The sequence below is a fragment of the Runella sp. R0.1_18 genome (genome assembly GCF_057652155.1).
In genome coordinates this window covers 29,990-45,809 of the sequence record NZ_JBYFCK010000027.1, presented here as the reverse complement: position 1 = coordinate 45,809, position 15,820 = coordinate 29,990, and the positions used below count along the sequence as shown (strand labels likewise).

Here is a 15,820-nt window from a genome sequence, read left to right as displayed (position 1 = left end):
ATCGTCATGAAAAAAATAACACTTTTCATTCTTACTATCATGGCGATAGCAACCAATGCTTTTGCCAAAAAAGAAAAATTTGAGAGTAGTATCATTACTGGGTATTCGCTCAATAATGCAGTTGTAACGCATTGGGGAATCAACAAAACCCTAACCGCCGAGGTGGCAGACTTTACCTTTAACAATGATGCTTACAAAACAAAAGAGGTAAAAAGCTATATTCAGCTTCGCTTAAAAACCGAAAACATACCCAATCTTACGGCGTTTCGGGCAAAAGTTCCTGTGAAGATTACATACTTTCTTAACAATAGTTCGTTTTCGACTCCTGTTGTAGAAAACAAAATCTTAACGGTAGAATTTGACCCAACGGAGGGAACAAAATACAAAAACCTTGATTTGCTACTGATTCCGAATGCCTATAAAGTGCAGGTAGAGTACTCCGCAAACAGCATTACGCTTGAAGCACTTAGCGGTACAAGTACGTCAATTTCTATCACCAACGACCACCGTAATTTTGCTGAATTACAGGTGTTTACAGAGATTGAACGGTACTATAATTTCAATAATATCTATCAAACAGGGGTAGGGAGTATCCCACAATTAATTGAGGATGTCCAAATAAATTATCAAAATAATAACAATGAATTAACCCTAAATTGGGTTTCCTTGCCCTATGCTGAAGGTTATGAGTTGGAATACACGTTTGTTGATGACTATTCCGATGATATTACCAATTATCTACCAGCCAGCCAACTAAGGTTTTCCTTCAAAAATAACAGTACTCGAATTTTACTTGAAAAAAATGAATACACCATGCCATTGGTGCAAGAACACGGCTATTTGGTGTTTCGGGTACGTGGCTATGGTATGGCAGGAAGCAATTTTGACCGAATGTATTTCGGGAACTTTGATTTAGACGCAGGAGGTGGATTCCCTGCAAACCATATTTTTACGGTTGGCAGTTTCCCTCATAAATTTAAAGTAGATGCCCAAACGCATACAACCGACAAAATCAACTGGCAATCGGTAACAACTTTTGCAGAGGAAGGCAAAAGCAAAACCGTAGCCAAGTATATGGATGGCACGATGCGGCAACGCCAAATTGTAACCAGCATCAGTACCGACCACAATGCCATTGTTGCCGAAACGATTTATGACAGGCATGGTCGCCCAGCAGTTAATATTTTGCCCGCTCCTGTGGATTTGCCCGCCATAAAATACTATGCCAATTTCAACCAAAACCAGGCAGGGCAACCTTATTCCTATCTTGATTTTGACATAAAAGGGGCAGATGTTTGTTCTCCTGCAATCATAAATCCGCTCAAACAGCCTAATAATCAAGGGGCAGGAAATTATTATTCAAAGAATAATGAGATTAAAAATGGTTACAATGCCTACATTCCCGAAGCCTACGGTTATCCTTTCTCGACTGTCAAATATATGCCCGATAACACTACTCGTGTGGTTCGTCAAGGTGGTGTGGGTGAAATTTTTCAGCCTGGGAAAACCACCAATGGCATTCAAAATCACGATACCAAGTTCTACTACGGCAAGCCTACCCAAGAACGTTTAGACCGACTTTTTGGCACTGACGTAGGCTATCGGGAACATTACCAGATGAATATGGTGGTAGATGCCAACGGACAAGCAGCCGTAAGCTACGTGGACTTAGACGGAAAAACCATCGCTTCGGCTTTGGCAGGTAAAAACCCCGAAAGTCTGGACAGATTGGATTCTTATCGTTCGGATGTGGTAACGACCAATTTATTGGATAATTCCGCCGCCCCTGCTTTTGGCGAAGGGATGTTGTTGGCTTCTGAATCTTTTTTAGTGCCTGACGACAATACCGTGCATCAATTTAGATATGAATTGAGTCCACGCACGTATGATGCCCTCTCGTGCAACGGTGCTAATTATTGCCTGGATTGTATCTACGATATTGAGATAAAAGTAGTAAACGACGAATGTGGCATTGCTCTGAAAGATACAACGTTTACAGTAGGTACGTTAGCGATTCTGAACACTGTATGTAATGATGCCAACGCCTCATCGGCTTTTAATTTTTCGCTCAATCTCAATCGTGGAAGCTATACCGTAAGTCGTAAATTGGTAGTGAATCAACAAGCTGCCATCACCTACGCCAATGCCATTCTGAACGACCCAAACAATGTATGTTTGGAAACCTATCAGGATTTTCTAAATGATGAAATAGCCAATCTCGACAGTACCCGCTGTATGACCGCTTGTGAGGCTTGCGAAGCCGAAGCGGCTCAAATCACGCAAGCCGCTGAATTGGCACAAGCTCGCCAAGCCTGCGATAGCTTGTGGTGCAAGCCACAAATGCCAACGCTGTGCGATGTAGCCCGTATTTCGATGATTAATGACCTTTACCCAGGAGGGCAATATGCTCAGTATTTGAATAACAACGGAGACGTAAGTTTGACGGTGTCTCCGATTTCAATATTTAATACAACAGACTTTAATACGACTGTTAAACGTATCAATTTTGCTGGTTTACAAAACATTCAAGTTACTATTTTAGGGCAAACCCATCCGATGTCTTACTATACCGCAAATGCCGACAGTCTTAAAAAACTGATAGCCAACTGGCCCGATGGTTTGGCAGAAAAACTACTACCCTTGCACCCCGAATATTGCTATTTGGAGTTTTGCAATACCATGACGCAATCTAATGAGTTTGATACCAAACTTGTTACAACTCTCACTTTTCAAGAGGCTCAACAGGCTGGTGTATTGAACGATATAAATTTGTTTTTCAACCAAGATGCCTTTTATACAACCGTCTTACAAACTCCTCTAAAAGAGCAATTTGCCGCCAAATTTAGCCAATTTTCAAACGGTCAATCCATCCAACGCATTGCCGTTTTTATGAGCAACTGCCCTTCGGGAACAGACATCAATGTTTGTAATGGAGCATGGGGCGATGGCATCAACGACAACGAAGAATGGGAGATGTTCAGAGGACTGTATTTTTCGTTGAAACAGGAATTTATCCAAAAAGCCCGTGAAGCGTATGTTCGCCAACGTTGTGATTGTCAACTGAATAATACGATTGGCTGTGCCACTCGTAACTGTGGAATTGATATTATTGGGGCTCTTGGTTTACCAAATTCAGCTTGTTCAACCAGACCAATAGCAGACCCTGTTCTATACAAAGATGCTGCCGTGCGTTTCCCGACCATCAACGACGTGCAGTTTCCGAATACCGATTCACTCACAACGTCTATTTATGACCTTACGCCAGAACAGCAAAGGGATTTTATGAATGTGGATGACCCACAAAATGGGTTGATTTGCCCAACTTGCCCCGAAATGGAAGCCTTTAAAATAATGGTATATTACCTCAATTATAAGGGCTGGACTACGCAAAACACCACCGTTAGAGCCGATAATATTGCGGGAATGGACAGTGTGATGCGTACCCGAATGTGGGGTTCGGACGATAATAAAGAAGTACGGATTTCGCCATTTGCCAATAGCGGTATTGAAATTAAAACCGAAAAATGTAACCTTACCATGAAGCCCGACACAGCGGTAGATTGGAGCAAACCTATTTTCCCGACTTGTCTGGAAATTATTGATTACAAAACCGCCAAACTCCATATCATCGTCAACGGTGCGTATAAAACCATTTTGAATATCAATGCCTCTTGCGAACTGTTTTATTGTGAAGGTCGCCCTGCCCAAGATTCTTTGGTGAATGCCTGTACCTGCGATAAGGAATACAGCTATACCCAACGCTACCAATTGGGCGACATCGTCAATTACAAAGGTGTTTGTTACATTGCCCAATTTACAGGAGCCGAATTTGTACCCATTGGCAAATACCCCGATTTCAAAGAGTTCTGGACACCGCTTTGCGAACAAACTGTGGTTTGCCAGAATCCGTTTAACCTCAATTTTGAAACAGCAGGCGGATATGTAAGCACCGTAAACCACATCGTAGCCAATCAATGGTCGCCTGCGGGGGTTGCCCAAGGTTTTGTGTTGCCTTCTCGTGGATTTATTGCTGATGCCCTTGCCAATACCCAAACCATCATCAGCAAAACTGCTACCGTACAGCCCAATACCAATTACCGCCTATCTTTTGATTATGGTGTTTGGAATACAGTTGCCCAATCTACCAACGGCACCATGACGTTTCAGGTGTTGGTAAACGGACAAGTACTGGGAACTGTAACGCCTACGGTGGCACAGCTCCGCATTATTCAGCACAGTTATTTCGACTGGAACAGTGGCAACGCTACCCAAGCCGTTGTTACGCTCGTAAAAACCGACAACAGTGTTCGCCGTCTATTTTCGTTGGATAACCTCCAAATGATTTGTGGAAAACAAGACGGCAACGACCGTAAACCCACATCGGGCAAAGACTCAACCGTTGTACGCTACATCCCTGCCAATGTGTGTGGTTGTAATGCTCTCTGCGATATGCCGTTGCCTTCGCCAAGCCTTGCTTACACGCTTTGCGACAGCCTCATGGCGGCTATTGCCCGTGACCGTGCCGCTCGCCGTTATGAGCAGTACCGTGATTCGGTGTTTCATGCCTTGCTCAATGGCTATACTGCCCACTGCCTGCAAGCTGCTGAAACGTTTACGATGAACTACGAAATAGCCGAATACCACTTTACGCTGTATTACTACGACCAAAGCGGCAATTTGGTGCGTACCGTACCGCCAGCGGGAGTAATGCCCTTGCCCAATACCCAATTGGCAACCGTACAAACCGCCCGAAACAACCTCAACCGCTTAGTTCCCAGCCATGTACTAACCACCACCTACCGCCACAATGCCCTCAATGGCGTGGTGTGGCAAAGAACGCCCGATGCAGGTGTAAGCGAGTTTTTCTATGACCGTTTGGGACGCATTGTTTTGAGCCAAAATGCCCAACAACGCCCTGAACGCACAGCAGCGTACACTCGTTACGACCGCCTCGGACGTAACATTGAAGTAGGAAAAACAGCTCTTAGACCAGGCGAAGATCTTAAACGTATGGCGTTCAATTACCAAAACTTTGAGACGTTTATTACCCTGCCTACCCATGTACGCAGCGAAATAACGCATACCTTTTACGACCGCCCTGCCAGCCAAGCCATTGCGGCAGCTTTGGACGGACAACCCAACTTACGCAACCGCATTGGTACAGTAGCCTATTTTGCCACAAATGTTACCCAAAATGCCTTTGATTATGAACACGCCACCCACTACCGCTACGATATTGGCTGTAATGTAAGCGACCTATTGCAGGATTTTGGTAAAAACTCGCCTTTTGGTGCGGGCAACATACGCAACCAAAGCAAGCACATTGCCTACCGTTTTGACTTGGTAAGTGGCAAAGTAAACGAGGTACATTACCAAAGTGGCCACCCCGACCAGTTTATACACCGCAATACATACGATGCAGACAACCGCCTCACAGCAGTACATACCAGCACCGAGGGCATTGTGTGGGAAAACGATGCCCGCTATAAATACTACCGCCACGGTCCATTGGCACGTACCGAATTAGGTACCGACCGTGTACAAGGCATTGACCATGTGTATAACCTGCAAGGTTGGATAAAAGGCGTAAACGGTTTTGCTGCCACCCCTGCCCAAGATGCAGGACGAGACGGCATAGCCCCAAGCCCACAAGGCCCCATAAGTGGCAATGAGCAGGGCTACCCAACTGCTAACCGCTCTACTGCCCCCGACGTATATAGTTATTGGTTGAGTTATTACCAAAACGACTACCAAGCCATTGGCGATGCCCCAGCTATTGGGCAACCTTTACAGCCTTTGACCTCGGGCAACTACCACAGTACGCCTGCCCAGCTCTACAACGGCAATATACGCTCAATGTACACCTACCTCAACCCCAAAGGAGGCATGGGTATGCACTACCGCTATGACCAACTGAACCGTATAAAAACCCAAAACGCTTGGGATTTTGCAGGCACTACCGCCACCCCAAGCCCCAACGGTGCCTACCGCATGGCACTGACCTACGATGCCAACGGCAACATACAGAGCCTATTACGCAACGGCAATACTGCTTTGCCCGCTATGGATGATTTGAAATACATGTATTACAACACCGACGGCAGCACATATATTGGCAACCCAAGCTCTGCCTTAGCCACCAACCGCCTTGCACAGGTAAAAGACGGCGTACCGACCGCCAACTATACACACGATTTGGACAACCAGCCCACTAACAATTATACCTACGATGCCATTGGTAACCTCGTAGCCGATGCCAGCGAAGGCATACAGCAAATAGACTGGAACCTCCAAAACAAAGTAACCCAAGTACGCAAAACCAACGGCACCCGCATACTATACAGCTACGACGCCCTCGGCAACCGAGTAGAAAAACTTTTAGCTCCCCCATCGGGCGGTCAGACGGGTCTGGCGGGGGGGGCTGTGTTTTACATACGTGATGCCCAAGGCAATACCCTTGCCGTATATGAAAAAATCGCCGATAACAAACTGATATGGGCAGAGCAGCACCTTTACGGTAGCGGACGATTGGGAATGTACCGCCCACAAAAGGAAATACCAGCCATACCTGCCATAGCCTCTTTGCCAAGCGGTTTAATAAGCCGTGACGACACCCGTGGAGTAGTATTGCCCTACACCCACACCCGAAACACCACCCAATACGAACTAACCAACCACTTGGGTAATGTTTTGGTTACGATTAGCGATAGTAAAGTAGCTCACCCAACGGGCGGTCAGACGGGTCTGGCGGGGGGGGCTTCTATATTGACCACCACCGATTACTACGCTTTTGGTATGGAAATAAAAGAGCGTAGCTATGCCTTAGAAGGAGCATTTAGATACGGCTACAATGGCAAAGAAAACGACCGTGATTGGGGTACAGGTTTGATACAAGATTATGGATTTAGGTTGTATAACCCTGCGGTAGCGAGGTTTTTAAGTGTGGATCCCATTACAAAAGATTACCCTTGGTACACACCTTATCAATTTGCAGGGAATAAGCCAATAAATAGTATTGATTTAGATGGATTGGAGGAGCTACCGTCCTTTGTTTCCTTTTGGACGTCAATGAGAAATTCTTCAATAATATCAATTTTAACAAAAAAATCTTTATTTTATTCTATAACTGCGGAGGGGAAAGCTGGATTATTTTTGGGGGGTGGAATAACAGCATCTGGAGGTATTGCATTTGACCCACAAGGAAATTATGCTTTCATTGGAACGTATGGTGATTTCGCAAACCTATTTTCTACGGGAGTTCAATCTTCAGGATTTCAAGAAGAATTAGATTACACGGCGGGGAAATCTTGGTATTTGGGAGCAGCTTTTGGGGTGTCGGTTGATCTTACTGTTTCAAATTTTGACCATATTTCTGATTTCTCTGGTTCTGGGTCTAAGTTTCAGGTAGATCTACCATTTATGGGTATTTCTTTTTTAACATCTTCAGAAAAGCAAGAAGTATCAGGAATAACGCTTTCAATGGGGGTAGGTGAAGGTGCTGGATTTGGAATGTTTGATTCAGAGTCTTACGTTTTTGGATTTAATGAGTTGGATATTGCACAGGCTAAAAGTTCTTTGTCTGGTGTAGTTGAAGAAGCAAGTAGAATGGTACAAGGCTGTTATACTGAAATTTCGTTTAAAACTGAATATGTAAAATCAGTTAATGAAACTGGTAAAAAACAATTTGATGTGTTTTTTTCGATCTCTGGAAAGAATAGTAATGAACAATATGAAGGTTCAATATATCCTGTGATTACAATTATTCAAGAATCTTCTTCATATATGAGAACAGATAATACATTTCCAAAGAAAAAATAACACTTAATATTAGAAATGAAATCAACCTATCTGTGCGAAGGTTGTGTCTTTGCACAGTAGGTACTACGGTTAAAAATCGAGGAGTTCAATTTAATGAGGAAAATCTGAAACCATTCAACCCAAATGCAAAAATCAATAAAACATACACTCATACTATTCTTAATTGCCCTATCCACCACCCTCCAAGCCCAAACAGATTCGGCTACGGTGGTGGTGTATAGCCATTTAAAATTTAGTGCGGGGGTATCTTCCATAGCGGTAGAGGCTTCGGCAGATAGCCTGTTTATGTGGGTACGGTCAAACAACTTACCCCAAATGGCAACGCCGCCGAGAGGAAGCTGAGGTGGTGCATTATTGAGGAATAATTTATGAATTCAAGGCAAAAAATAACATGAAAAAATATCTTTTAATCTCTTTGCTCTGCCTTACAGGCTGTGTAAAAGAAGAAATCATCAGTACCCAAACCCGAGAAGGGAAAATTTTGGGCTATGGGGTGGCGGCGTATCCTCGCCGTGCTTCGGTAAACTTTGGTGTGGTCAATCACCAAACAGCCGTAGCTACTACTTCGGCGGTATTGACCAACTGGAACAACTTCGCCAATCAGGGCATGTACCACCCCGAAGGCTCGTATTCCGTGCCTACGCCCTACAACCTGTTTAATGTAGAGGTCAAAATTCCTGAAATTCGGCGTGTAAACCTGGCTACCAATCAGGTAGATGTCATCACGACGAATGCCCAAAGACTGTTGTTAGGCTTGGCGTATAGCCCCGTTACCAAGCAAACCTATGGCGTACAGACGGATAGCATATACGCCTACACCGTCAATGAAAACACCACGCCCAAACGCATCATCAAAGGCAGACGATATTTTGCTATTGTTGAGCCTACGTTATTTCATCTGACAAGTAGTACCGCTCATGGAAAGCAACCCTTTTTATACTTGACACGAGTGAGTCAAGTACAAAAATTAAATTTAGAAACGGGAGTACTCACCAGCATTACGGGTACTGGTAGAATCTATTTTTTAGCTCGTTACAATGCCCATGATGATAAAGTTTACCTCTTGAAGGCAGATATAGGTGCAAATAATCAACAAGTATTCACCATAGAAAGGGTCAATGATACCAACAACACCATGACCACCGTAGCTACTCTACCAAGCACACTCACGCCTGCCGATATAGTTAATTTTACGATGTCGGCTACCATTCATTGCTGCGAAAACAAATACATTTTATTTGATAGAAACCGATTCTATAACGTGAATTTAGACAACGGCATGGTTGAAACCGTCAATAGCCCCATCAATTACCAAGGTTTGGTTTGGATAAACGACTAACCGCATGAAAAAATATAGTTTTATACTACTATTGGTCTGGGCAACAAGCACCTACGCCCAGCAAAAAATGCCCTTTCAAATCAACTTGGAAGGGGGTGTACCACTTACGCCGCTCAACTCAAAAATGTACGGCTCGCAAGCCCTCAACAAAGGCAAAGAAGCGGGTTTCGGCTTGAAATTTCCATTGAGTAAAAACCTTGCCTTGGGTTTGGAAGGACACTACCGAGAGTTCGATGTCCGTTCGCTTATCACTTCTCATTATCAAGGCATTACGCAGGTGGATCCTGCCGCTTTGTTTCGTTTCAAGCCCAATCAGATACTCAACGGTATCGGGAGCATCAATTGGTACAAATACAGCAAAAATGGTAAAAATCTCTTTGAAGTCGGTGTAGGCGGTGGTTTGCAAGCCTTAGCCATGAGCCAAAGTAGCCTTACGTTTAGCAATCCCTTGCGTTTGGGGCAAACCGATACCTTGTATAGCCACGGTGGCAGGTCAAATGCCGTAATGGGTCAGCTTTCATTACAAAATACCTTTTTCATCACCAAAAATATCGGAATCCGTTTAGCATTAAAAGCCCAGTACGCTCCCAATATGTATCGGGTAAGTTATGTCAGTACAGGAGGCAAAACCATGACTTTTGAGGAATTTTGTAATACTACCCAAATCACACAAACTACGGCGAATCCACTGAGTTTTGTTCCTACCGCAGGCATTACCATTCAGTTGGGCGGCAAAAAGCCCCAACCCGTTGTAGCAGCCGTACCCACTACGCCCCGCCGTCCCAAAGAAGAAAAGAAGGAAGAAGAACAGAAAAAAGGAGAATGTTTTGACGTAAAACTATTAACAAAAATAGAAAATGGTTGTTTTGGCGGCGACAAGCTCCGTTGTCAAATCAATCAACGTTTTAGAGAGCGAAACGCCCCCCGTCCGCTAAGGTATGAAGTATCTATTGCACCTTTCAACAAGCTATCAGAACAAGAATTGATAACAACGATTGCCACCGCAGGGATTTTTGAAATTGCCGCAAACAAGTTCAGAACAAGTAGTATTCAATACATGATTATTATTAAATCTATTTATCAAGACAGCAATTACAACTGCTTGAAATTCATTAAGCCCATTCGTCGCTGTCCCGATGCTTGTTTGGATGTAACCTTGCCCGAAATACCGATAAAGAAGTAACGCCTCTATGATTAAATTAGTAACAAGAAAAGAGACAGTAAAGTCTAAGCCAATCATCGGGTCAGAGTTAGCCAAATTGCAAAAGGCTTTTTTTGACAATGATATGTTGGACTGCTACAAAGCAGACAATGAAGAGCAACTATATTTAGACCAGTTTGATTGTATCCACAATGAGGTTTTGGGGTATCCTATATTTGACAAAGTGCTATCATTAAATCACCATGAAATTGAGACATTTATCCCCATTTTAGCAAAAAAACTACGGGATTTATTAGAAAACATCCACGTCCAACACCTCCTACTAATCACCCATTTAAAGCTTGATTTGTTGAAAAACAAGCAAATAAGTAAAAGCCGATTGGGCAAGTCGTATAAAAAACTCGAAAAAATCATCAATAATAAGAGCTATAACGAGGCCATTGTTTTTGATTTAGATAGTTTGCCCGATATGATTGAAATTGTTTTTTGGATTACTCGTTGCGACCCCATTGCCGCCGAGTATATATTGTTCTTTGATACCGAAGAAAAAGTGCAGTTTACTGTTTGTAAGTATGGAAATGTTCACCTGACTGAGTTTAAACAAGAAAATCTGTCCGCAGAAAAACTTACCGCCCTTGGCTGGCACATTCTAAGTGGGCAGGAAATGGATAATTTCTCAAAAAGCAGTAAAACAACATGAGTTCGATTTACTACCACGAAGACGACCAAATGCTTTCCACGGAGTTTAAAGGAAATCTAAAAGATGCCGCCTATCCACTGTGGATTTATTGGGCTTTGATACGGATAAATACATCAGAAGCGGAAAACGTATTGAAAAAGCATAATATGTCGGAAGAAAATAAACAAAAATATCAAAAATGACCCGTTCTGAATTTAAAGAAAAACTACAAACAGCCATTCAAAAGCAAGACAATATACTGTTGGAAGAAGCCATAAAATTACTTTGGGACTTTGAACCAATTGTCTTCGTTGAAGAAGAGTTTAATCTACTCCTGTTAACGCCCAATCATTACCAACATCAGTATTTGTTGCAATACTTACAAGGTCTTCGATTTACCAGTTCAATTCCGTTTTTAGACCAAGCCCTCACACAGGGTTTTGAATACATAAATTATTACTCGGGAGACGGTGTAGTGGCCAAATGGTTTAGCCATGCCCTCATGGATATTGGCACACCCGAAGCCATTGCAGTTTTGAAAAAGCAGGCCGAATCTGTAAACCCCGAGATTCGGGAAGAAATGCAGTATCGTTTATTAAAAAACGGCATCATCAATGAAATTCCTTATGAAGCAATTGGCTTACAATTAACTTCTTATGAAGAACAACAGGCAAATTTACCCGCTGAAGGAAATCACTTCATTGCCCTTGAAGCTGACGATACGCTTACATTTTATGCAGCTTTCAATGATGCCATAGCCAACTATGCCGTAGCCAATCAGTGTTTTGGCGGTCATGCGTTCAGTTTTAACCGAATGACATGGATAAAGCCCGGTTTTATGTGGATGATGTACCGTTCGGAGTGGGCAACTGCCGAGAATCAACAGCGTATTTTGGCTTTAAGAATCAAAAAAGAAGATGTCGTTAAAATTCTCCAAGAAGGCGTTTTGAGTAGTTTTGACGCTACAAAATACACAGATGAAACCGCTTGGAAACAGGATTTGAGCCAATCAGAAGTAAGAATTCAGTGGGACCCCGACCATGATGAATATGGACTGAAACAAAAACGAAAAGCCATTCAGATAGGCTTGAAAGGCAAAATTTTAAGAGAATTTGCGACCGAAATGCTTTTAAAAATCGAAGATATTACGTCTTTCGTAAGGGCACAGCGAATTCATAAAGTGACAAAAGAAGATTTTTTAGTACCGCAAGAAAAAGTAATTTTTTTTGCAGAAACCATAAAACGCATCGGAATTGAATAATGGAAAGACTATTAGACCATACCTTTTTTGAAAAGCTCGAAAACAAGCGAAAATTTGAAATTCCAGATTTTCAAAACTTACTTGAAACGATAAAAAATATACCTCTCCCGCCCAATCAGGAGTCCTTTAAAAGGTTAGTAGTCAACTTAATGGAGTGCCAACGAGCCATTTATTTATCACTATTATTTCATTTTGACCCTGAAGATTTATCTGAAATTATAAATTTACCCACTTCATCAACAGAAATCACTTCGCAGTTTGATGAAGCCATGGACGAGGTTTTGAAAATCCACTTTGGAAAATGATTACAAACGCTGAATTTATCAATCAACCCTATGCAGGCATTTATGAGGAAAAAGTCTTTGATACCGAAAGCAACGACAATTCTCAGGAATGGTCATGGGTCAGATTTACAAATGATGATGAGACAAAATGGTGCGGACAGTTTCGAGGCTTTCCAATCCAGACTGCTGTTTCTGAGACTTATTGTACAATATTGATTTTAACAAGCGACCATTTGTTTCAATTAAATGCTAATGATGGTCAGTTAATTACATTCATTGAAAACAATGAATGTAGAAACCTAACCGTAAGCCCAAGTGGTGCTTTCATAATTTTCGACTCAAATACGATTTTTCGGATTGAAAATAATATTCAACTTATAATTCCGCTCAAAAGCCCATTTAGAATGGATTTAATTGAATTTAAAAATTGGGATGTTGGCAATTTATTATTTGACTGCGAAGAGTTTTGTAACTGGGGTTTAACCCTTCGAATGAAACTGAATGATGAATTAAAAAAAATGAATATGAATAGCTTGAAAGATGAATTTTTGGAAATAATTCGCCCATTGGAATCAACAGAACTTTACGTCACAGAAAGTATTGAGGAGTTAAAGAAAGAAATCTATGAAAATATGATTCCAATTGGTATTTTCGAAAATTTTGTAGGGGCGGTTGATGTAAATGATATACTAAATTTTCTGGAAAGAGTTAAACTCAATAGAAAAAATCAACTGTTGAATAACCTTATCAAAGTTGACCTCATTTATTATGTGTGGTACGATAGTGGGGCAGGACAGTTGCTATTTAATTTTATCAATGCCAATCACTCAAAATTGCCATTTGGAGCTAAACTTAATTTGGATGTATCAGAGCGTCAAATAGTTGAAGCTTTTATTGAGGATGTATAACGCTGAAAAAAAAGAGGAAGAAGATTGGGTGGAATCCGATGAAACAATAGATTGGGAGAAATTGGAACAAGTAGAAAACGAAAGAGCAGCTAATCACATTTTATCCGTTTACTCCGAAATAATACAACATAACGCTTGAAAAACATGGCACAAATCGATGCTTACAAATATTCACTTTTAGGCTTTGTTGAATATCCTTCAAGCCACGATTTTGTGTATATGTCCAATACTCGCCAAATAGCGGTATATAGGTTGGAAGAAGATGCGGAAGAATTCGATGCAAAAAAAGGCGATATTCTCCTTGGCGGTGGTAGAGGAGAAACACAAATTTTGCGAATTGCTATGCCAGAAATGTTGCACTGGATGAATGATGAACTCGAAAAAGTTGAAAACCCAGAATCTATTATTTACACGATATGGACTCCCACATTTTGTTATCTTATAGGTGAAGGCTTTACAAAAATAGGCTGGAAGCCAGAAGAAAAAGAGTTAGAAGTTTGGTTAGCTGAAAAAGTAATGCAAGATTTTGTCTTAAATCCTATTAAAAATTCACCCTTTGAAGCATTCAATGAGCATCTTGTTACCTACTTTCCATCAAGCAATATTGTAGAGCCGTTCACTTTAGGTGGCAATTTTGAATTACGATTTGAACTGGGTGGTGATTTACCGAATGGTTCAAAACAGCGAATAGAACTAGCTATGAATAGAGCGTGTACTATATTTAATGAATTTTTCTCAAACCAAAACGCAGAAATTTGGCTACTGGCTTACGAAGACTTGAATCCTTATTTTGATAAAACCCTCAATCAATATTTGCCGTCTTTATTAAAAAGTTCAAAATTAGAATGTTATGAAGAGATAGAGCTTTCGTGTCATTCGGGCAGCTCTGACTACGATGAAAACGACAATTCTGTTCCTCGGTTTTATGAGGCAAAGCTTATAGTAGCCAAAATAAAAACCGAAAATGTGCCCATTGAAGAACTATTGCGTGGAATTGCTTCCTTTGAAATGGGCCACGAACCGTGTATATCCCAAGAAATCTATTTTTATGAGGCCGATACCGATAAAGCTTTTCGGATGTACGACGACCGAGGATGCTATCTATGGGCGAATGGAAAAAACAAATTAGAGTCTTTGTTTCATTCGTATTTTGATTGGATTCCTGTGTGTCATTTGGAAGAAATCAAGAATCAATTTTAAAGCACACCCAAAACACCTTCTAAGGTAAGTTGTCAGCCCGATAAAAAACTGGACACAAGTTAAGGGAAAACCTAACTTGTAGTCAATATGAGCAAACATCGCAAAAGTTGGAGTGAGACTGAGATAGAAAATATCCTCCAACACTATCAACAACATGGTATCACAGCGACGGTTCGCCACTTTAACGTCGCATCTTCGATGATTTATAGGTGGCAATCCATGAGAAGTGAACCTAAAACAGAGGTACAAAGTGGTATCAGTCGAGCGGAATACCATCATCTTTTACGCGAGAACCAACTTCTGAAAGAACTGGTCGCTGAGAAAGAGCTCGAAATTCGAGTGAAGGATGCTCTCCTAAAAAAAACTGTCTATCAAAACAAGAGCGGTTGATAGTAGCTCAGGAATTCATTGATTTATCCTTTCCCAAGTACAAGATATTGGCTTGGTGTTCTGTGGCTAGGAGCAGTTTTTACTATTACCCCAGTATTGGTTTGAGAGGACGCAAACCTTACGCTGTTGTCAAAGACAAAGATGGTAAAGCTGTTGGTAATGAGACTGTTGTGAAAATTATAGAACAACTCTTTGAACATCCTTTTGTAGATTATGGGTACTACAAAACCTATATCTATTTGAGAAAAAAACAACACTTGCAGATTAGTAAACACTTGGTTTACAGGCTGATGAAGAACCATCAGTTACTTAGAAATCAGTACTCTGCAAGCTCTAAAAAGATGAAACGTAATTGGGTCAAAGATTTGCTGCCACAAGTGGAAGTGCCTTTTACTTATCTTGAATTTGATATAAAGTTCGTCTGGGTTGCTGGTATAAATCGAAACTTACAAGTCTTGACTATTTTAGATGTATTTTCTCGATGGAACGTTAGTCATTTGATAGCGTATTCTATTAAATATCAAGATGTTATCAAGTTATTTGAACGTGCTTTTCAACATCTAACTATTCCTGAGAAATTCTATGTTAGATGCGATAATGGCTCTCAGTTTATAGCGGACATGGTACAAAAGTATTTCAAAGACAAAAAGGTCATTCAAGAGTTTACTAAACCTGCAACCCCACAACAAAATAGCCATATTGACCGGGTCGCCGGAGCGATCTTATCATTCTATCATGGAAAATGCTGTTTGTCAGAGGTTTCAGTTTAGAGATTTAAA

The 15,820-nt window shown here is 41.4% G+C and carries 12 protein-coding genes; all 12 read left to right on the top strand.

All coding sequences use genetic code 11. The features are described 5' to 3' along the window. Positions 1-6 precede the first annotated feature (6 nt). Positions 7-7,818 (top strand): RHS repeat domain-containing protein, encoded by a 7,812-nt coding sequence (locus tag AC23P2_RS27935; protein ID WP_487776245.1) that lies wholly within the window; start codon positions 7-9, stop codon positions 7,816-7,818. A 123-nt stretch (positions 7,819-7,941) separates the two neighbouring features. Beyond that, positions 7,942-8,160, top strand: coding sequence for a hypothetical protein (locus AC23P2_RS27930; RefSeq protein ID WP_487776244.1), 219 nt, complete (start codon positions 7,942-7,944; stop codon positions 8,158-8,160). Between the two features lie 49 nt (positions 8,161-8,209). After that, complete coding sequence (locus AC23P2_RS27925; protein WP_487776243.1) at positions 8,210-9,157, top strand: hypothetical protein; 948 nt, start codon at positions 8,210-8,212, stop codon at positions 9,155-9,157. A gap of 4 nt (positions 9,158-9,161) precedes the next feature. Continuing rightward, on the top strand, positions 9,162-10,340 hold the full coding sequence (locus AC23P2_RS27920; RefSeq protein ID WP_487776242.1) for a hypothetical protein: 1,179 nt from the start codon (positions 9,162-9,164) through the stop codon (positions 10,338-10,340). Positions 10,341-10,347: 7 nt separating this feature from the next. After that, the gene (locus tag AC23P2_RS27915; protein ID WP_487776241.1) at positions 10,348-11,019 is read left to right on the top strand and encodes a hypothetical protein; all 672 of its coding nucleotides are present in this window, start codon (positions 10,348-10,350) and stop codon (positions 11,017-11,019) included. Then, complete coding sequence (locus AC23P2_RS27910) at positions 11,016-11,201, top strand: hypothetical protein (RefSeq protein WP_487776240.1); 186 nt, start codon at positions 11,016-11,018, stop codon at positions 11,199-11,201. The genes AC23P2_RS27915 and AC23P2_RS27910 overlap by 4 nt, the downstream gene beginning before the upstream one ends. Then, a complete protein-coding gene (locus AC23P2_RS27905) occupies positions 11,198-12,259 on the top strand; it encodes a DUF4291 domain-containing protein (protein WP_487776239.1) in 1,062 nt (353 codons plus the stop codon). Before AC23P2_RS27910 ends, AC23P2_RS27905 begins: the two co-directional genes overlap by 4 nt. Then, positions 12,259-12,564: a hypothetical protein gene (locus AC23P2_RS27900; protein WP_487776238.1), complete on the top strand. Its 306-nt coding sequence runs from the start codon at positions 12,259-12,261 to the stop codon at positions 12,562-12,564. The genes AC23P2_RS27905 and AC23P2_RS27900 overlap by 1 nt, the downstream gene beginning before the upstream one ends. Beyond that, positions 12,561-13,451 carry a hypothetical protein gene (locus AC23P2_RS27895; RefSeq protein ID WP_487776237.1) on the top strand — a complete coding sequence of 297 codons (891 nt, stop codon included), beginning with the start codon at positions 12,561-12,563 and terminating at the stop codon, positions 13,449-13,451. The genes AC23P2_RS27900 and AC23P2_RS27895 overlap by 4 nt, the downstream gene beginning before the upstream one ends. A gap of 144 nt (positions 13,452-13,595) precedes the next feature. Next, on the top strand, positions 13,596-14,651 hold the full coding sequence (locus AC23P2_RS27890) for a DUF3885 domain-containing protein (RefSeq protein ID WP_487776236.1): 1,056 nt from the start codon (positions 13,596-13,598) through the stop codon (positions 14,649-14,651). 87 nt (positions 14,652-14,738) lie between these two features. Beyond that, complete coding sequence (locus AC23P2_RS27885) at positions 14,739-15,041, top strand: transposase (protein ID WP_487776235.1); 303 nt, start codon at positions 14,739-14,741, stop codon at positions 15,039-15,041. Next, a complete protein-coding gene (locus AC23P2_RS27880) occupies positions 15,038-15,811 on the top strand; it encodes a DDE-type integrase/transposase/recombinase (RefSeq protein ID WP_487776234.1) in 774 nt (257 codons plus the stop codon). Before AC23P2_RS27885 ends, AC23P2_RS27880 begins: the two co-directional genes overlap by 4 nt. The last annotated feature ends 9 nt before the right edge of the window (positions 15,812-15,820 follow it).